This window comes from Rhizobium sp. RHZ01 (assembly GCF_014851595.1).
GTDB lineage: Bacteria > Pseudomonadota > Alphaproteobacteria > Rhizobiales > Rhizobiaceae > Rhizobium > Rhizobium altiplani.
In genome coordinates this window covers 111775-129924 of sequence record NZ_JACUZZ010000010.1, presented here as the reverse complement: position 1 = coordinate 129924, position 18150 = coordinate 111775, and the positions used below count along the sequence as shown (strand labels likewise).

Sequence of the window (18150 nt, the reverse complement as noted above, 5' to 3'; positions counted from 1 at the left end):
ATACCGATGGTCAACAGCTTTAACAGGTCTTTGAAGCGACTGTTTGATATCTGCGCTGCGTGCCTCGGACTTATCGTTCTCTCTCCGGTTCTGCTCCTCCTTGTGGTCCTGGTACGCAGATCGTCGCCTGGCGGCGCGTTGTTTCTTCAGGAGCGCGTTGGCCGGAGTGAGGTACCGTTTGTGTGCATCAAGTTCCGGACGATGGCAGCAGGTTCTCCGAACGTCGGCTCTCATGATGCGGCTTCCTCCTGGATCACACCGCTCGGCAGAAAGCTGCGCGCTTACAAGCTCGACGAACTGCCTCAACTGATCAACGTCCTGCGCGGTGAAATGAGCTTCGTCGGTCCTCGCCCATGCCTCCCATCACAGCATGACGTCATCGCCGCACGACGTAAACTCAAGGTGTTTTCCGTGAGGCCTGGCATAACCGGACTGGCCCAGCTTCAAGGAATTGACATGTCGACGCCTGAGGCTCTCGCGGACGCCGATGCCCGCTACATTCAAAAAGCTGGTTTTTGGCAGGACATCGTGCTCGTGCTCAGCACGTTGGCAGGACGAGGAACAGGGGACGCGGCCGCAAAATAGGCCGGGGCGACCCTGAATCCACGGCTCCATTTGACAACCTCGACGCGCCCGGCAACGATCGCTGCCGCCCAACTGGCGACGTCGCACCTGTCGTACCCGCCCCATCCGCGTTAGAAGATATGAGGCAATCGTCGGGGGAGAGTTTTCATGACCACGGGGGAAGCGCAGCAGACCGCCGTCAAAATAACCCGCGGCTCCTGTCATTGCGGAGCGGTTCACTGGGAGTTCCGTGGCACCATTCCCGATGCGACGATCTGCAACTGCACGGTTTGCCGACGCTACGGCGTCCTCTGGGCCTATGAATATGATGGCCAAGGAATTCGTGTCGAAGACACGACCGACGCACTCACCGCTTACATCCGCGGCTCACAAAGCCTTTCCTTCAACTTCTGTCGCCGCTGCGGCAATCTCGTCAGTTGGCGTGGATTGAGGCCAGGCGACAACGGGCAGACGAGAATCGCCGTCAACCTTCGTCTCGCCGAGCCCGCTGACGTGGCCGACATACCCCTGCTGCGGTTTGATGGCCTCCACAGTTTCGAGGATCTGCCGTCGGACGGGCGCACAGTCGCCGATGTCTGGTTCTAGTGATCGCTCTCCGTGACCTCAGTCGCCGGGAAGCGTGAAGACGGCACAGGGCTCGGCAATGCCACGCAGCGAATGGTAACCCATGGGAACCAGGGTGGTGGTCGTCTCTGCCGCGACCTCGCCGGAAAGCAGTACGGTACGCCCCAACGGCTTGCAGAGGCCTTCGAGCCGGCTGACCAAATTCACTGCGGGGCCGATAGCGGTGAAATCCAGCCGGTCGGCAGCACCTATATTACCCCAGAGGATTTCCCCGAAATGCAGTGCCACACCGAAGGGAAGTGTTGGCAAACCCTGGCCCTGGCGCACGGTATCGAGATGGGCCATGCCAGCGCGGGCAGAAGCAACGGCGCGAAGTGCCGCCTCGCAGGCACTGGCAGGCGTAGTGGTGACGGGGAAGATTGCCAATACCCCATCCCCCATGAACTTCAGCACCTCGCCCCCGAAGGCATGAACCGCGCCGGCAATACGATCAAACCAGGCATCGAGCGTGGCGATCATCACCGCTGGCTCGGTTGCTTCGGAGAGCGCAGTGAAGTCTCGCAGATCCGCGCAGAGCAGAGCGGCCGGTATCGTCTCACCGGTACCGCGAGACAGAGCGCCAGCCTGAACGCGAACAGCGCTTCGTTTGCCAAGATAGGCTTCGAGAAGCGCGGTCAAACCAACCCTTGCAGCTAACGCGGCCAAGGATGGTGCGGCAAAACGTGCCACCTCATGCAGGTCGCCAGCCTCCGCGGGCGTGAACGGACGCGTCCCGGCCCATCCGAGAACCGGGCTGTCTGGCACAACGCCCACGACGTCCTCCGCCACCGGCCCAAGACCAGACAACCATTCACGCCCAGCTTGATTGCGTGCAATATCAGTGAAGCTCAAAGCCTCGATTACGGCTCCGGTCTCGGCTCGCCATAACCAGGTGCGGCGGGCGATGATTGGGTGCGGTGCCGCAAGCGTCAGGGCACCGCCTGCCAGCGGCAGACCATCTATCAGCAGCCGCCGGCCCAATTCGGCCAGGAACCAGTCGGGATCCGGCGATGTGCCGGCTTCATCGATCAACCATGCAAGCGAGTTGGGCAGATCCATGCTTAAATCATGCCATGCCGGCTGGGAGCTGTCACCCGCGGTCCGAGCCGCTCAGGCAGTTCCAGCCGAGGCGGCGGACCGTCATCCAGTTCGACCGGCCCACGGATCCGGACCCGGATCGCGTCCAGCCGCGCACTGCGCCATTCGGCCGAGATAATGCTCCCAGCCTTCGGCATGTCCGGCGCACTGCTCGGCATTCGGCAATCCGGTATGTGTCAGCTTCAACAGGGTTCCGTCGGGTTTCTCGATCAGGTCTATCTCCACCAGGCTCGACCCTGGCGGGACTATCTCGCTGCCATCCCAGCCAAAGCTGTAGGCGAGCCGATGGACAGGCACGACCTCTCGGAACGAGCCACGCGCGAAGCGAGCGCCGGTAACGTTGACCAGATAGAGCCCACCGGGCTGAGGTTCGACCTGTGCTTCAGTCCCCATCCAGCGAAGGATCTTTTCGGGATCGGTGAGCAAGGCAAAAACCGCCGAAGGTGGCGCCGCGACGTGGGTCTCGCGATGAACGACAAAAGGCTCCGGCATCAACTCCTCCTTTGATTGGCACAATCCAGGCCGCCGACGGTCTGCAAGGCGCCTGTCATGATCCCTCGTGAGGGGAGATAGGCAGGAGCGTTTCCCCAGCAAGTAGACCAGCGCGCCATGTTCGGGCCGCGCGGCATCAAACTCGGTCTGGAGTTGCATAGCGTTATCCGCATGCCAATGGCCTGCCAAAACCGAGGAACGTTGGAAACGCGACATTCTGGGTTGAGGTTGGCCAGCGGTGTCGGCAAGGATTTATTCTAGCGGAACAGTGGCCGCGCAGCCCGCCAGACGCCACTTGTGCGATGGGAGTGGACGGGCGGGCCGGGTTATGGCGTATTCATCGAAACGACTTCGAGGGGCCCGCAGGAATGAACCCGGAAGTGGCCGTGCAGCAACGTCACTGGTCGGCGCCGATGCGCCGGGAATGGCTTCTCGCCGTCAGCATTGCGACGAGCGTCATATTCCTGTTCTTTGGTGAGTCTCTCTTCGGGTTGCTCGTCAATCCGATATGGCTTGCAGTCATCTTTGTGTGGTTGTTTTCAGTCGTGCTTGGCTCTGCTCTTGCGGTCGTGCGTCATGCCGATCATCTCGCGGAGCGACTGGGCGAGCCGTATGGGACGCTTATTCTGACGCTGGCCATCACGTCGATCGAGGTCATGGCCATTACTGCTGTCATGCGTCACGGCGAAAACAATCCGACGCTGGTGCGCGACACGCTCTTTGCCGTGGTGATGATCATACTCAACGGAATGGTCGGACTGTGCCTTCTGATCGGAGGCTGGCGGCGGCATGAACAGCACCACAACCTCCAGGGAGCCAATGCCTATCTCGGCGTTATCGTGCCCCTGGCAACGCTTAGCATGATCATGCCGAACTTCACGCATCCGACAAACGGTCTGCCCTATTCGACTGTACAGCAAGCGGTTCTCGTCTTCATCTCCGTCGGGCTCTACAGCGTATTTTTGATCCTGCAAACCGGACGGCACCGAGGCTTCTTCATCGAAGACACCGGTGAGGTTACAGTCGAGCATGTCAGGACCAGGGAAGGACCTTTATGGCTTCCCGTCATCCTGCTGGTTGCCTACATGGCCCTCGTTGTTTTTCTCGTCGAACAATTGGCAGCGCCAATCGATTTCGTTATCGAGACAATTCGTGCTCCGGCGGCACTCGGCGGCGTTGTCATGGCCATCCTCGTCGCGACACCTGAGGCCATTGGCGCCGTGCGGGCCTCCGTCGCCAATCATCTGCAACGGTCGGTCAACATTTTCCTGGGATCCGTTCTGTCCACAATCGGCTTGACCGTCCCTGCGATGCTGATCGTCAGCCACCTCATTGGCCATCCTGTCGTGCTTGGCCTGGAGCGCACCGAGACCGTGATGCTCGTTCTCACTCTGGCTCTCAGCACCATTACGTTTGCGAGCGGCTACACGCACCTCATGCAGGGCGCCGTGCACCTCGTTCTCTTCGTTGCCTATTTCCTGCTGATATTCGAAGTTTGAGGGCCGGTTCCCGGCGACACGATCGCCATCGCCATGTTTTCGCGATCAATGCTGGTCGCGAAATTAAGATCACACCATCATTTGAGCGGTGGACACGGCTCACCTAGCCCACCGCAGCGACCGGACCAGGCCGCGCACTATGCGTGGGCGTGCGGATGATGAACATCCCAAACGGCCCACAGCGATACGGCCGCAACGAGCAAGCCAAGCACGACAACCGTCCACATCGCGTTCGCATTGGCCGTGAAACCGAGCAGCCAGGGCGACGCAATCAGCCAGAGGCCGAGTACGAGATTTGCCCATTCCTCCCATTCGGAAAATACCGACAGCGCTGCCGTTGCCATAGCGGCGAGCATGACGGCAACGATCCAGGCATTCCAGCTCGGCATTGCTTCGGCCGCGAATCCCATGACCCACGGCGAAACAAACAAGCAAACCGCCAGAACCAGGTTAGCCCAATCCTGCCTTTTCCTTCCATCCATCAGAGAGATTGCCATGATGACCTCCCAATATGAAGCTTATCAGGCGTCGCGTGAACTTCACGCTTAAGTATATGAATTTATGAGCAGCAGGACCAAAATCAAGATAGGGCCAAACAATAGTTGAAACCCCGCGCTTGCAATCATCATGATCGGCGTTCTGGCACTATTCAGCGTGTCATCCACGAGCCCAAAACAGTCGGTCAGACGGCACCAACTCCGCCAATCCGGTGCCGGACGAGGGAGGCGACCTGACTGCACTAGGCAACCGCACTTGCAATGTGCCGTTCGCTGCGGTTGCCAAGTGAAAGCGCTTGTTGCTTTACCAGCGCAATCATCTTCTCACGTGCCGGCAGCGGCGTCAGATTGTGGTCGGCGTCGGGGAACAGATGCAGTTGAACGTTCGGATAGGCAGAGAGCTTTTCGCCCGCATCGCCAAAATTGATCCGAAACATCTCCTGCCCCTCGTCACCTTCCGTATAGATGATCGAAAGCGGGGTGCCGCGGCTGGCCAGGGCCTGAAAATCGCGATGCACCTGCTTTGTAAGCTGCGTGATCGGCTTGGCGGGCGCGAAGACGCAAGACAGCCTGTTTGCCATCCGATCCACAAGACGCATGGAGATATTTTTTGTCACCGCCCCAAGGTCCACGTCACCGGTCCAGAGGCGGCGAACCGTATCGAGATCGAGGGCATTCCTCACATAGGCCTTCAATGTCTTTGGCAGGCCCTTGAAGCGCCAGCGGAAAGCAACCGGATTGACAATCACGCAGGAGTCCCAGCGTCGATCGGCCAGCACACTTCGAAAGGCGACGTAGGCGCCACTGCAGCGTCCAATCAGTAACGTCCGCTCGCCCAGACCAAGACTGTCGACATAATCCCGGGCCATTCCGACATCGGCAATCTGGGCCTCGTCATAGAGGACCTGCTTGCGACGGGCTGCGACCGGCGGGCTGTCCCCGACACCGGCGCTGTCAAAGCGCAAGGACGACACGCCAACTTTTGCCAGCTCGCGCGCAAGCGCGACCGAAGAGCGCGCCCACCCGGCTGCATGATCGTAGGCCGTCGTCAGAATAACGGCGGTCACGCCGATCGAACCTTCAGCGGGTTCGCACAAGACCCCGTAGAGCCGTTCATCCTGACCGAAGCGGACGGACGTTTCGCGAATTTTCTCCGAACGGACCGATGCGACTGGCGAAGGCTTTTTTGCTGGAAGCGGGCGTTGGTCGTGATATTGCGGCAGCGATTTCAACCAGTCGATCAGCTCATCGACAAGCGCTTCGGGGAGTTCCTGGTCCAGCGGATTGCAAACCAGCGTATCATATCCGGAAAATGGTATCGCCCGCAGCTGGCAGCCAGCCGACGTCAGCCGATCGCGAAACGTCGTATCGGCTTCAAAGCCCGGGCGCTCGGCGAGGAAGACATGTGGTAGGGCCGTGATTTCGATGCTGTTGAGGTCGACTGCCTTGATGTCATCTGCGACAGCACGGGGCATGCGCAATCCGGCGATCGATCCAGGCGCGCTGTCACGCAGTTCAGGCTTTATACCGAGACCATCATCAATGAGCCGCGAAAACAACGAGAGCTCGCGTAGATAGGCCCTTCCTTTCAGGACCGGCGCCAGAAGGGCAATCGCTGCAAGTGATGACGCGGAACGCGCCTGCATGAGCGCGAGGCTCGCGCCGATACCTTGACCAATGAAGACCAACTTGCGGGTGCCGGACAGCATCTTGAGTTCTTCAGCCGCCTTGCCGATCACCTCGGACCACCCCGACAGGCCGCGTTCGGCCGACCTGTCGTCCAGCGAATTCACCGTTCCGGGATAGTCGAAGCGGAGGCTCGCGACACCAATCTCTGCGAAGCGCTCCGCCAGGATGCGATGGAACCTGCGTGTACACATCTCCTCGAGCCCCCAAGGGCTGAGGAAAAGCACTGCGAGATCGCTCTTTGGCGCATCGTCATCAGCTGCCGTGAACAAACCGGTATGCGACCCGAAGACCGTCGGCTGAGAGGCGGAACGCCCTTTCTCTTCTTGCGAGTTCACATCCGTTCGCGTCACTATTGCCCTCCCGCGCAAGGCGTTCCGATTGAGAGACCGCCGTGCGTATTCCTCACCGATATACTTGAGACGTTAAGAATTGGCGGAAGTCGGAATGGCATTGTCTCGCCTTCTATTCGGCGCCAGATCAAAAGAAAGTGATCCCGATCAGGCTGGCCGCGGTCGCCTCGTCAAGGCCATGCGGACGCCGGCCAGGTTGAGCGCAAACGCAGCCGCCGCATAGACGACGACACCGGTGACGATCGGCACAGTCAGGTCGAAGACAGCGTTGCCGGTCTGAAGCCTGCCCACGATGAAGGTCGGCACCACCATCGTTGCGGTTGCGAGACTGACCTTGACGATCGGACGGAGTTCGAGCGGTAAGCGATGGGCGCGATAGGACAGGAAGTAACCGGCAATTACACCACCGATCTCGGCGATCAGCAGCGCCCAAGCCGCACCGACAAGCTGGAAGCGCGGTACGAGGACAACCATGCCAATAATGTTGATCGCCAGAATGATCATGCCCTGCGCCCCCATCAGGCTCGGCTTCTTCGCCAGCTGGAAACTGACATGCACGAACTGATAGGAGATGGAGCGAAACAGCCAGGCAAAGACGAGGATCGGGATGAGGATGGCAGCCGCGTCGCGAAACTCGGGGCCGAGGATCAGGCTTGCAAAACCGGGCGCGACAAGCGCCAGTCCGACGACCATCGGCATCAGGACTGTCAGGAGCACCTCGGCGGTTTCCATCAGATGCCGGTTGGCAGCCGTATGGCCGTCCTGCGCCAGCAAACGGATCGCCACCGGAATTGTTGCGGATCCGATTGCAACGCCCGGAAAAAGGATGATCTGTCGGACGAGATCGGCAGCGGCACCATAGACGCCCGCGGCCGTCTCACCGATATAGGTTATGATGATCATTCGGTCGAGAACCGTGTGCAACACGAAGATGAACGACGAGGCGGTCATCGGCAGGCCGAAGCGCATCATTTCCTTCATCAGCCCGGTATCGAACGGGTGGCGCGGTCGGCGCCAGACGCCCGGCGCGTAGACCAACAAAGTCACGAGATAGGAGCAGGCGACGCTCACAAGGAGACCCTGCCCGCCCATGCCGAATACCATTACGAGGACGGCAGAGAAGACGACCGTCAGCACCGCCCGCAGGATGACCGACCACATGTAGGCCCCCGTCTGCTGGCGAGACCGGAACACTTCCTGCACGAACTCGAACAACCCGACCATGAAGGCGACGAACACGGCCGGCACGACATAGGTCGACGAATTCTCCGCAAAGAGCCACGTCGCCAGGATGACCAGCGGACTGAGCAGCATCAGTCCCGCATAAGCGAAAAGGGCAGTGGTGCGCACGTCCTTCGATCCACCTTCGGAATCGAAGCGCAGCACGGAGAACTTGATCCAGCCGAAAAGCAGGGTCGATATGACACCAGCAACACCCGTACCCACGACATAGATGCCGTATTCGTGCGGGCTAAGCATGCGCGTGAAAAGCACGACCGAAACGAACCCGAAAAGGGCCGAAACGGCGTTCGCAATCATGTATGCCGAGATTTGACGAAACATCATTCGGCCGCACGCGTGAATTCGTCGATGACCTTCATCAGCGCCTTCGGCCGGCACCCGGCATCGAGGGGCAACGGACGGTTGGGCTTGCCGTCGTCGCGCTTGAACCACATCGGCACCCAGGTATAGCGATCAGTGATGCCCCAGGTCAGAATGGCGCTCGGGCGCGCCGCCTCGGAAATCGCACCGAGGAATTCGCGTGCGCGTGCTGCGACGACCTGGTCCCGGTCATATTCACGGGCGGGCAGCTTGTTGTCGATCACATCGAGTTCGGTCACGAGAACGTCAAGCTGCATTCCCTTCACCGTTTCGACAAATCTCGATAGGCCCTCCTTGTCGATGTCCATGTCGCCAGGGAGGTGTCCCTGGATACCGACGGCGTGGACCGGCACATCGCGGTCCTTCAGATCACGTAGCAGGTCGAGCAAGGCCTGGCGCCGGTCGCGGCACTGCTGTGTCGGATTTTCAATGTTGTAATCGTTGATGACGAGCTGAGCCGAAGGATCGGCGGCGGCAGCCGTGCGCAGCGCAAGCTCGATGTAGCGCTTGCCGAGCCGCTCCTGCCATATCGAGCCGCGGATCGTCGCACCACTCTCCGGCTGTTCGGCGATTGCCTCGTTGACGACATCCCAGCTCGGAATCCGCCCCCGATAGCGTCCGACGACGGTGGTGATGTGATGGACGAGTTCGCGTTCGGCTTCCGACGCGCTCCCGATGCTGTTTGTCCAATCGGGCATCGCGCCATACCAGGCAAGTGTGTGGCCGCGCATTTGCATGCCGTTTTGATCGGCAAAATCGATCAGGCGGTCAGGCTGGTCGAAGACGAACTGATCCTGGCTCGGACGCAGGTCGAACCACTTCAAGCCGCCCTCTCCGACGACAAGCTGGCAGTGATCGACGATGGCCTGCCTGTAGTCGAATTCGGTGTCGAGAACATCGGTGCGCACGGCCGCACCGTAGGGAATGGGGCCTCTGGCAGGCACCGCCCTGGCAGTCAGATCACCCCGGACAAAAGGGTCGAGCGCGCCTGTGGATGCCAGTCCGGCACCCATTGCGCCGAGAACGAAGTCCCGCCTGCGCATAAATGGATATCCTTGGATTGCGTATAAATGAACCAGAATTCGACCGCGCAAGCGTGCAAGGCCTTGAACTTCTGCTTTTTTATTGGAGAGCTGCTTCACGCGCACGCGAAAATTGAAATCGCCATTAATGGATACTTAAGGAAAATCAGGTCTCTTAACCATAGGTTTGCGCTCCCGCGCCCACGTAAATCAGAACCCGCTGCCATGTATGAAGCCGCATCCCGACATCAGACTCCGGTCATCAGTACGCGTGGCTGGACGACGAGCCGGGAAAAGGATGACGGTGCCGCATCGCCGCGGCCGGTGCTGAAAGTTGCGCCTCCCCCTGCTTCCACCCCTTCCCCAGAAAACTGGCCTTCGGTCTTTCAAGAACTCTTTCAGTTCGACCTGACCCGTATCCTCAACTGGCTGCGCGTGGGTCTCGTCTGGATCTTTGCCTTCGCCATCCTCGGCGCTGTCGCTGGCTATGCGGTCGTTCTTGTGGTGAAGCCGCGCTTTACGGCCGGAATCGACCTTCTCGTCGACCCGTCGAATCTCCGGGTTGTCGCTGACGACATCTTCTCCGAGAGCATGCAGCGGGATACGCAGCTGCTTGATGTCGAAAGCAAGCTGCGGGTCCTGACATCGGGTAACGTGCTGAGCCGCGTGATTGGCGAGCTGAAGCTCACCGATGACCCGGAGTTTGTTGCGCCTGAAGCCAAGGACCCGGCCGGTGACGCGCTGCGCGCGCTGGCAAAGCGCGTTACGGCCCGTCGTGACGAACGCTCTTTCATCGTCAATATCGCGGTGTGGACGCAGGACGCGGCCAAGTCAGTCACCATCACCAATGCCATCGCGACCTCCTTCCAGGAAGAGCTGGCCAAGGCGGAATCGGAAGGGGCCGGCCGGGCTGCGAGCTCGCTGTTTGCTCGCCTCGGTGACCTGAAGGTGGAGGTTGCCAAGGCAGAGGCTGCGGTTGAGACGTTCAAGCGCGAACAGGGATTGCAATCGAGTTCGGGAGAACTCGTCAGCACCCTCATGTCAAATCAGACGAACACGCAGCTGATCGACGCCAAGGCGCGCGTCATTCAGGCGCAGTCGCGCTACAACGAACTCGTGTCCACCAACCCGAAAAACCGCCTGAACGCGTCTGCGCTGCAATCGGAAACGATGACAATGCTGCGCACGCAATATTCGACGCTGCGACAACGCGTGACCTCTCAATCGGCCGTCCTCGGGCCGCGTCATCCCATGATCCTGGCGCTCGAACCACAGCTCAGGGCGCTGGAGGGCCAGATCGACGCGGAGACGGCACGCATCGTGCAAGCCGCGAAAGCCGAACTCGACCAGGCAAGATCGGCACTCGACGCGCTGAACTCCGAGGCAAACCAGATGAAATCCTCGGTCTTCCAGGACACCGCCGCGCAGATTCACCTGCGCGAACTGGAGCGTGAGGCGCGCGCCAAGGCGACTGTCTACGAAGCCTTCATGGCACGAGCAGGAGAAGCCGCCGAACGCCAGCAGATCGACACGACCAACGTGCGGATCGTTTCACCGGCGGTCGTACCGACAACGCGGAGCTTTCCGCCGCGGGCCTATGTGCTGGCTGGCGCCGGCGGCGTTGTCGGCCTCGGACTTGGCCTTGCCATCGCGGTCTTGTCGGGGCTTTGGCGAGACTATCGCCGCTTGAGCGCGATCCAGGCCAAGGCCTATGGCTGACAGCGGCAAGAGTGTCGTTGCGGGCAAAGGCAGTACCTTTGCAGGCTTTCTCTTCCTGGCTGTCTTCGGCTACTTCTGGATCGGATTGAGCCCGTTTCCCGATCCAAATGCTACAAGCCTTTCCACACCTTATGGCAGCACGTCCAACGTTTTCAATCAGTTGATCGTCATTGCCATGTCGGCCGTGGTCCTTGGCACGGTCCTGCAGAATCCCGCGCGCCACTTGCTGCTGCGCCCATATGGCCTGCTGATTGGCCTGCTCGTCTGGCTGCTCTTCACGGGTCTTTTTGCCGGCGACCCCAGCGCCGCCTTCAGGCGCCTCGTTTTCGCAATCCTTGTTTGCCTGTGCGCGAACGCAATGCTCTTCATTCCAAGAAACGGCGAGCAATTTGCAAGGCTCATGTGCCTTGGCCTGACCTTTACGATCGGCCTCTCCTATTTTGGCGTACTTCTCCTGCCGCACCTCGCCATCCATCAAGCGACAGACGCGCTAGAGCAGTCGCTTGCCGGCGACTGGCGCGGTCATTTTGGCCATAAGAACGTGGCTGCAGCCGCGATGGTCTATGCCGTATTCTTCGGCCTCTATGCAAGAAGGTCAGGACACGCCCGGCTTGGCTTCTTGATTGCATTGTCAGCAGGGTTCTTCGTGCTTCACGCGGGAGGGAAAACCTCCGCCGCGATGCTTCCGGCAATCCTGCTGCTTGCCTGGATTTTTGAACGCTGGACGAAACTCGGCGTGGTGATGCTTCTTGGCGGCCTTGTCGGCTTGAACCTGATCTTGCTGACTGCGGCGGTCTCGCCTTCCTTCAGCAGCCTGCTTGCTTCCGCGGGTATCGATCCGACCTTTACCGACCGTGGCTCGATCTGGCGGCTTGCACTCTCCGCGATCGCCGAGCGGCCCATCATTGGCTACGGCTTTCAGTCCTTCTGGCAGACCGACGCCTTGTTCAACAGCGGCCAAGCCATGACCACCTGGGCCGTCACTGCCGCCAATTCACACAACGGCTACGTGGAACAGTTGATCAATGGCGGCATCCCGGCGCTCGTGATGACGTTCATCTGGCTGGTGGTCCTTCCTGTCGGCTATGCCCGCCGCGCGCTTGCCGGTAGCAACGACATGGCATTGACACGCCTGTTCTTGCGGATCTGGCTCTTTTCCCTGTTTCTCGCCTGCCTCGAAAGCCCGTTCTTCGGCAATAGCGGACCGATCTGGTTCACGATGCTGATTGCGGTCTTCGGTTTGAGATTGCAGGCCAATGCCGGGCTTGTCGTCAAGGAGGCTGACGCACCAGGATCGCGCGTTACTCCCGTCCCCGCGCCTCGGATCGACGCAACGGTTCTGAGAAGGCCCGTTAACCTCATACTCAGCCGTCGATTGTAGAGTGGGCGCCAGCCAATTACAGCTTCACCGCCAATAGCCGGGCCAAGTCGGCTAACGCCACAAGGCGAACAATCTCTGCGCGATCGAGGTTTGGATGATGCAGGAAAGCAAGGGGTCCGTTGAGGCAGTCGTTTGCATCCCGACGTTTCGTCGACCGGAATGGCTGGCGCGCACCCTGACATCGCTCGCCGAGCAGGTGACCGATTTCCCCTTTGCCATCGTCGTTGTCGACAACGACGCAGCCAACCCGGCCGGCGCCCACTTTGCCCGCAAGTTTCTCACCAGGGTCGGCCTGCCATTCCTGGTCACCACGGAAGAGCGGCAGGGCAATTGCCATGCCATCAACCGTGCGTTCGGCGAGGCAATGGCTGGCTTTCCGGAGGCCGAGTTTCTGCTGATGATCGATGACGATGAAATGGCCATGCCCGGTTGGCTTGCCGCAATCGTTGGCACGGCTCGGCGGGAGGGCGCCGACATCGTCGGCGGGCCTGTTGTCCGGCAGTTCGAAGTACCAGTGTCCGACGCAGTCACACAGCATCTGCTTTTCGGCTCGATAGAAGGCTCGACCCGGGCAATTGATCAGATCCACGGTTCCGGCAACTGCCTGATCCACCGCCGGGTATTTGCCGGTCTTGCTTCGCCGCTTTTCGATGTCCGCTTCAATTTTCTGGGCGGTGGCGACATGGAGTTCTTTACGAGATGCCGCAAGGCCGGCTTCAAGACCTGGTGGTGCGCCGAGGCGGTTATCCGCGAATTCGTACCCGGGGAACGCGTCTCAGCCCGTTTCCTGATGACGCGCTCGCTGCGCACCGGAAGCATCAATTATGTTATCGATCGGATCCACAGCACGTCGGCCATCAGGGTGATTGCAAAAAACGCGCTCAGTCTCGGCGCCGGCTGCCTTCGATCGATGGCGCTGTTCCTCAGGACCCGGCGGTTGCTGCCGGCAAGCCATCCGCTGCTCGTGTCGCTCGGTCGTACACTGGCAAGCCTCGGCTTCCTGCCAACCCCATATCGGGCCAGCAACTAGGCTCTCTCAGCCAAGAGCTGCCTTTCGGATCACTTCGATCGGTGTGTGCGTATGCGACTGGATCGCGATCGTCGTCTGCCCCGGTTTCAAGCCTTCGATGAATGCCGCCAATCCTTCCCGGTCTAGAGCCGGCCCCTCCCAATAGGTCAGGCACGGGCTTTGCGAAACGCGTTCATGTCGTTGCGCAAGCTCGGGGTCATTGGCGACCGCGACACCGTAAACGAGATATTCGGAAAAATGCCGGATGCGGGCCAGCGCCTGCCACCACGGAAGGCGACTAGCGCCCTCGATACGCTTCACCATGGTCGCCACCGTTCGCCGCTCCCACAGAACCATCTGGCTGATGGAATCGTCGCCCGGCAGCGCCGGTACGCTCAGGCCAAGCAGCCGATGCGCATTTTGCCACCAGCGGACGTGGCTAGGTCGCGTGGGATTGATATCTCCAGACGCGACGTGGTGGGCGAGCTTCGGCGTCGATGCCATTGCGCTCAGATCCAGTGGGCGGCAGAAGCAATTGTCGGAGTCGATGCACATGACCCGCTCGCTCGGTTGCGCAAGCGTCATTGCGATCTTGCGCATCTGCTGCAGGTGCCAGCCGTAGATTGGCAGGCGCAAATGGGGTGCCCACCAGTAGCGACGCCCCCGCCATTTCGGCAGGGCCCAAAGGGATGGAAGCAGGCTGGACGAGACGATCACGCGGCGTTTTTCCCCTTCGAAGCTCACGAAGGCGTCCGCATCCTCGTCCCCGATCACGATGTAATGCAGGTCGTAGCCCGTCACATACCGGTCGATCGAGTCGCAGAGAAGACGGCAACTGTCGAGGTCGCCACGATAACTCGGTGTGATGAGCGAAATCGAGGAACTCAAGATCGTTGGTCCGATCACCGGCCTGCAGAAAGGGCTCGCAGCGAATGCCGGAGCATCGCGTAGATGGCAACCGGATTGGTGGTCAGATAGCGTGTTGCCAGCCGGCGCGGCTCGAGGAGCATGCGGTAGAACCACTCAAGGCCAACCTTCTGCATCCAGCGGGGGGCGCGGCTCTTGCCTCCGGCGAGGAAATCAAACAGGCCGCCGGAAGTTTTGATCAAGCCGACATTGTGCAATCTGTTGATGTTGCGAACGACGAACTGCTGCTCCAGCGGCACGCCGAAGCCGATCCAGAGGATATCCGGAGCCGCCGCATTGATCGCCTCGACAACCGCTTCTTCCTCGGCGCGATCAAAATAACCGTTGCGTCGGCCGGCAAAGCGAAGTCCCGGATATGCCTTCGACATGTTCTCGACCGCCCGGGCATTCACCTCTTCGCTGGCACCAAGAAAGTAGAAACTGACCCCGGCTTCCGCCGCGCGTTCCGCCACGGCATGAACGAGATCGGTCGTGGCGACGCGTTCTGGCAAAGGCTCGGCCGAGGATAGCTTGGAGAAGAGCACGACCGACATTCCATCGGCATGGATCTGGTCGGCCTGACGCGTCAACGAGCGGAAATTGGCATCATGCTCGCAAAGCGCAATGACCTGACCGTTTGCGGAGGTGGAGTAGAAGGGACGCCCGCCGGCCCCCCTGCGCTCGAGCGCCAACTGAATGAAGGCGTCTGCGGATTCTTCCATGCCTGCCCGCACGATCGGCAGGCTTCCGAGCCGGTTCGTCGGCCATTCGTTCATCGAATAACTCAGACGCGCTGATGCACTGCTATGCCTAGTCATTCACGCACCTTCGAAACGAGCATCGGTCAAGAACGGATCCGACAACTAGCTGTTTCGAAGACCCATCGCTGTAAAACCTCGAGCTATAGTTAACCCTCGCTATACACGTGATGGTGGCAGGCCTTTTTTGCCGACGGCATGTCAAACATTGAACCTGAAATTGTAAGCCGGCTTTTACCAAAAGACGGTATCAACGCAGCGCGGTCACCCGCCGTCCGCCTGTTCAAAAGGTCTGATATGCCGAAACGTCGCTATCTCGCACTCGTCTCCGACGCCGCCCAAACCTGTGGTGTCGAAGAGTTTGCCCGACAGGCGGCTTTGCGACTCGACGGGCGCGCCACTCGGCACGTGCTTGACGGCGATATCGGCCGGCTTAAATCCGCGCTCGACGATGCGGACGCCGCCATCCTCAATTTTCCTGTGGTGGCCTGGAAGAAAAAGCTAGCAGAGCCGGTCGTCGCGGCATTCGTTTCCCGGCTGCAGCGCAAACAGCTTGTCGTGGTACTGCACGAATGGCACGCTCTCGACTGGAAGCGTCGCCTGGTACTGGTTCCGGTGGTGATGCTCGCAACACGGATCTTGTTTTCGGCGCCGGAAGTCGCCGCCGAATTTGCCGAAAGCCCTCTGTCCGCCCTGTCGACCAGTCGGCGAGCAGTCATCCCGATCCCGCCAAATCTTGCCTTGCCTACCACACTCCACGACGGCCCGATCGCCCGGAGACTTGATGCACAGCGCAAGGCCCGGCGGCTGATCCTTGGGCAGTTCGGTTCGATCTATCCCAAGAAGCAGTCAACGGCAGTTTTGGAGACTGCTGCCCGGCTGCTGGCGCTTGGCCACGACGTCGGCGTGGTCTTCGCCGGATCGTTCATCCGCGGCACCGACAATGTGGAGCAGGAATTTTATGCGCTCGCAGACAAGCTCGGCATTTCAGACCGGGTCGTCGTAACAGGTTATGTTGCCGACGCCGAGGAGCTCTTCGGGATCTTCAGACATGTCGACGTGTTCTGCTATCTCTTCGCTGAAGGGCTGACGGCGCGCCGGGCAAGCGTGCTTGCGGCAAGCTTCTCGGGAAAGCCCGTCGTCGTCAACGCGCCGCGACAGCGAGATGCCCTCGCCCACCATGGCCTGTTCTGCAAGCTGATAGAGGGCGGTGCGATCCGCATGGTCGACACACAGGCCGACGTAAACACCATGGCCGACGCGGTGCTGGAAGCAAGCCAAAGCCATCTGGCATCGATTGACGCGAAGGCAGAAGTCGATGCCTTGTGGGGTGCCGTTATCGACGCGGTTGACGGCGGGAAGGCCACGCATTGGTGACATTGCACCGGCGCAATTGATGCCGAGACTGCGGAACAATGGCCCACGACAATCGTTCCTTGAGTCAGCGACGGGTGCGTCGCGAGGCTAATCGAAAGGACGTGATCCGAGATGGAAATGACGGAGGGCCGTCAGCTTGCGGAGGAATATCTCCGGCTAGGCGGAAAGAGGCGCGTCAAGATCGACGACAATCAGCAAACTGTCCGCGCATGGGAGGCAGACCCGCCCGCCGCCGAGCAGTTTTGGCATGATCGTGTCGAAGCTTTGGAAATGCGTCGCCGAAGGGAAGTCGAATTCTTCCTGCCATCGATCAACTCCCCGTAATTGCGGGGGGATGAGGAAGGGTTCTTCATTTTCTGACCCGGACATCAGTCCTGGCCAGACGCTTGGCTTTTGCGCCGCTCATCTACAATTTCCCGATCCTCGGTTCACCCGGCCAAAGACTTGCTTGGCTGGTTCAGCGCGCAAGCCACCCGCCATCGACAGGCAAGACGACGCCGTGGACATAGTCGGACGCCTTTGATGCCAGGAACACGGCTGCGCCACCGAGTTGCGCGGGATCACCCCAATGGCCGGCCGGGATGCGGGCAAGGATGCCGGCGTTGCGGACCGGATCCTCGCGAAGCGCGGTAGTGTTGTTGGTCACGAAATAGCCCGGAGCAATGGCATTGACGTTGATGCCCTTGCCCGCCCATTCGCAGGCCAAGAGCCGCGTCAGTCCGGCAAGCCCGCTCTTCGAGGCCGTGTAGGAGGGAATGCGGATGCCGCCCTGGAATGACAACAGCGAGGCGATATTGATGATCTTGCCACCGCCTCTTTCCAGCATATGCCGGGCAACAGCCTGTGAGAGGAAAAAGACGCTCTTCAGGTTGATGTCCATGACCGCATCCCAGTCGGCTTCCGTGAAGTCGATGGCATCGGCACGGCGGATGATGCCGGCATTGTTGACGAGGATGTCGAGCTTGCCAAAGGTCGCTACCGTTTCGTCGACGATTGCCTTTGTCGGTTCGATCGATCCAAGATCGGCCTTGATGGCGTGAAAGCCAGCACCGATCTCGCGAACCGCAGCCTCGGTTTCGTCCATCGATGAGCGGCCAACGGCAACGATCGAGGCGCCGGCCGCAGCCAGCGCCACGGCGATTGCCTGGCCAAGGCCGGTATTGGCACCGGTGACGACCGCCACCTTGCCGGAAAGGTCGAACATCGTCATCTCACGCTCACTTCAGAAACTCGGCACGGTGCGGCGTAAACGTATCGATCAGGCGGCCCTTCTCGAGAGCCTTGACCCCATGCACCAGATCGGGGGGAACGATGAAGCTGCCTCCCTGGTGCAGGGTTTCCGTCCTGCCGTCGATCGTCACCTCGAAACTGCCCTCAGCCACATAGCTTGCCTGGATGTGGGGATGGGAATGAAGCGCACCAACGGCGTCCTTCTCGAAAACCACCTCGACCATCATCATCTCAGGCAGGTAGGCCATGATGCGACGGGTTACGCCCGGTTCCGGACTGGTCCACTCGGCATCCTTGGCCGGCACGAAAAGATCACTCGCTGCCATAGTCCCC

18 protein-coding genes are annotated in these 18150 nt (G+C 60.2%); 8 read left to right on the top strand and 10 right to left on the bottom strand.

Features of this window, described 5'->3' with window-relative positions; all coding sequences use genetic code 11:
* The first annotated feature begins 6 nt into the window (after positions 1 to 6).
* Together IB248_RS13065 and IB248_RS13060 are read left to right on the top strand one after the other, a co-directional pair.
* Positions 7 to 585: a sugar transferase gene (locus IB248_RS13065; protein WP_192241018.1), complete on the top strand. Its 579-nt coding sequence runs from the start codon at positions 7 to 9 to the stop codon at positions 583 to 585.
* Between the two features lie 147 nt (positions 586 to 732).
* Positions 733 to 1170, top strand: a complete 438-nt coding sequence (locus IB248_RS13060; protein ID WP_192241017.1) for a GFA family protein — start codon at positions 733 to 735, stop codon at positions 1168 to 1170.
* Between the two features lie 18 nt (positions 1171 to 1188).
* On the opposite strand, the gene IB248_RS13055 is transcribed toward IB248_RS13060, so the two are convergent.
* Together IB248_RS13055 and IB248_RS13050 are read right to left on the bottom strand one after the other, a co-directional pair.
* Entirely contained in the window at positions 1189 to 2247 is a 1059-nt protein-coding gene (locus tag IB248_RS13055) for an adenylate/guanylate cyclase domain-containing protein (RefSeq protein ID WP_192241016.1), read from the bottom strand.
* An 81-nt stretch (positions 2248 to 2328) separates the two neighbouring features.
* Positions 2329 to 2778 (bottom strand): SRPBCC family protein, encoded by a 450-nt coding sequence (locus IB248_RS13050; protein WP_062368954.1) that lies wholly within the window; start codon positions 2776 to 2778, stop codon positions 2329 to 2331.
* A 368-nt stretch (positions 2779 to 3146) separates the two neighbouring features.
* On the opposite strand from IB248_RS13050, the gene IB248_RS13045 reads away from it, so the two are divergent.
* A complete protein-coding gene (locus IB248_RS13045) occupies positions 3147 to 4277 on the top strand; it encodes a calcium:proton antiporter (protein WP_192241015.1) in 1131 nt (376 codons plus the stop codon).
* A 137-nt stretch (positions 4278 to 4414) separates the two neighbouring features.
* Here IB248_RS13045 and IB248_RS13040 read toward each other — a convergent pair whose 3' ends face one another.
* From IB248_RS13040 to IB248_RS13025, 4 genes are all read right to left on the bottom strand, one after another.
* Positions 4415 to 4774 (bottom strand): SPW repeat protein, encoded by a 360-nt coding sequence (locus tag IB248_RS13040; protein WP_018858137.1) that lies wholly within the window; start codon positions 4772 to 4774, stop codon positions 4415 to 4417.
* Positions 4775 to 5016: 242 nt separating this feature from the next.
* On the bottom strand, positions 5017 to 6813 hold the full coding sequence (locus IB248_RS13035; RefSeq protein ID WP_192241014.1) for an alpha/beta fold hydrolase: 1797 nt from the start codon (positions 6811 to 6813) through the stop codon (positions 5017 to 5019).
* 147 nt (positions 6814 to 6960) lie between these two features.
* A complete protein-coding gene (locus IB248_RS13030; protein WP_192241013.1) occupies positions 6961 to 8379 on the bottom strand; it encodes an oligosaccharide flippase family protein in 1419 nt (472 codons plus the stop codon).
* Complete coding sequence (locus IB248_RS13025; RefSeq protein WP_192241012.1) at positions 8376 to 9458, bottom strand: endo-1,4-beta-xylanase; 1083 nt, start codon at positions 9456 to 9458, stop codon at positions 8376 to 8378. The genes IB248_RS13030 and IB248_RS13025 overlap by 4 nt, the downstream gene beginning before the upstream one ends.
* A gap of 204 nt (positions 9459 to 9662) precedes the next feature.
* Between IB248_RS13025 and IB248_RS13020 the strand changes: the two genes are divergently transcribed.
* From IB248_RS13020 to IB248_RS13010, 3 genes are all read left to right on the top strand, one after another.
* On the top strand, positions 9663 to 11156 hold the full coding sequence (locus tag IB248_RS13020) for a GumC family protein (RefSeq protein WP_192241011.1): 1494 nt from the start codon (positions 9663 to 9665) through the stop codon (positions 11154 to 11156).
* Positions 11149 to 12537: an O-antigen ligase gene (locus tag IB248_RS13015; RefSeq protein WP_192241010.1), complete on the top strand. Its 1389-nt coding sequence runs from the start codon at positions 11149 to 11151 to the stop codon at positions 12535 to 12537. The genes IB248_RS13020 and IB248_RS13015 overlap by 8 nt, the downstream gene beginning before the upstream one ends.
* 97 nt (positions 12538 to 12634) lie before the next feature.
* Positions 12635 to 13567, top strand: coding sequence for a glycosyltransferase family 2 protein (locus tag IB248_RS13010; protein WP_192241052.1), 933 nt, complete (start codon positions 12635 to 12637; stop codon positions 13565 to 13567).
* Positions 13568 to 13573: 6 nt separating this feature from the next.
* On the opposite strand, the gene IB248_RS13005 is transcribed toward IB248_RS13010, so the two are convergent.
* Together IB248_RS13005 and IB248_RS13000 are read right to left on the bottom strand one after the other, a co-directional pair.
* Complete coding sequence (locus IB248_RS13005) at positions 13574 to 14434, bottom strand: DUF6492 family protein (RefSeq protein ID WP_192241009.1); 861 nt, start codon at positions 14432 to 14434, stop codon at positions 13574 to 13576.
* A 14-nt stretch (positions 14435 to 14448) separates the two neighbouring features.
* Positions 14449 to 15228: a WecB/TagA/CpsF family glycosyltransferase gene (locus tag IB248_RS13000; RefSeq protein WP_169680624.1), complete on the bottom strand. Its 780-nt coding sequence runs from the start codon at positions 15226 to 15228 to the stop codon at positions 14449 to 14451.
* A 279-nt stretch (positions 15229 to 15507) separates the two neighbouring features.
* Between IB248_RS13000 and IB248_RS12995 the strand changes: the two genes are divergently transcribed.
* Together IB248_RS12995 and IB248_RS12990 are read left to right on the top strand one after the other, a co-directional pair.
* A complete protein-coding gene (locus IB248_RS12995; protein ID WP_192241008.1) occupies positions 15508 to 16587 on the top strand; it encodes a glycosyltransferase in 1080 nt (359 codons plus the stop codon).
* Between the two features lie 111 nt (positions 16588 to 16698).
* The gene (locus IB248_RS12990) at positions 16699 to 16911 is read left to right on the top strand and encodes a hypothetical protein (protein ID WP_018858147.1); all 213 of its coding nucleotides are present in this window, start codon (positions 16699 to 16701) and stop codon (positions 16909 to 16911) included.
* Between the two features lie 133 nt (positions 16912 to 17044).
* On the opposite strand, the gene kduD is transcribed toward IB248_RS12990, so the two are convergent.
* Together kduD and IB248_RS12980 are read right to left on the bottom strand one after the other, a co-directional pair.
* Complete coding sequence (gene kduD, locus IB248_RS12985) at positions 17045 to 17797, bottom strand: 2-dehydro-3-deoxy-D-gluconate 5-dehydrogenase KduD (RefSeq protein WP_192241007.1); 753 nt, start codon at positions 17795 to 17797, stop codon at positions 17045 to 17047.
* 7 nt (positions 17798 to 17804) lie between these two features.
* Positions 17805 to 18143, bottom strand: a complete 339-nt coding sequence (locus IB248_RS12980; protein WP_018858149.1) for a cupin domain-containing protein — start codon at positions 18141 to 18143, stop codon at positions 17805 to 17807.
* Between the last annotated feature and the right edge of the window lie 7 nt (positions 18144 to 18150).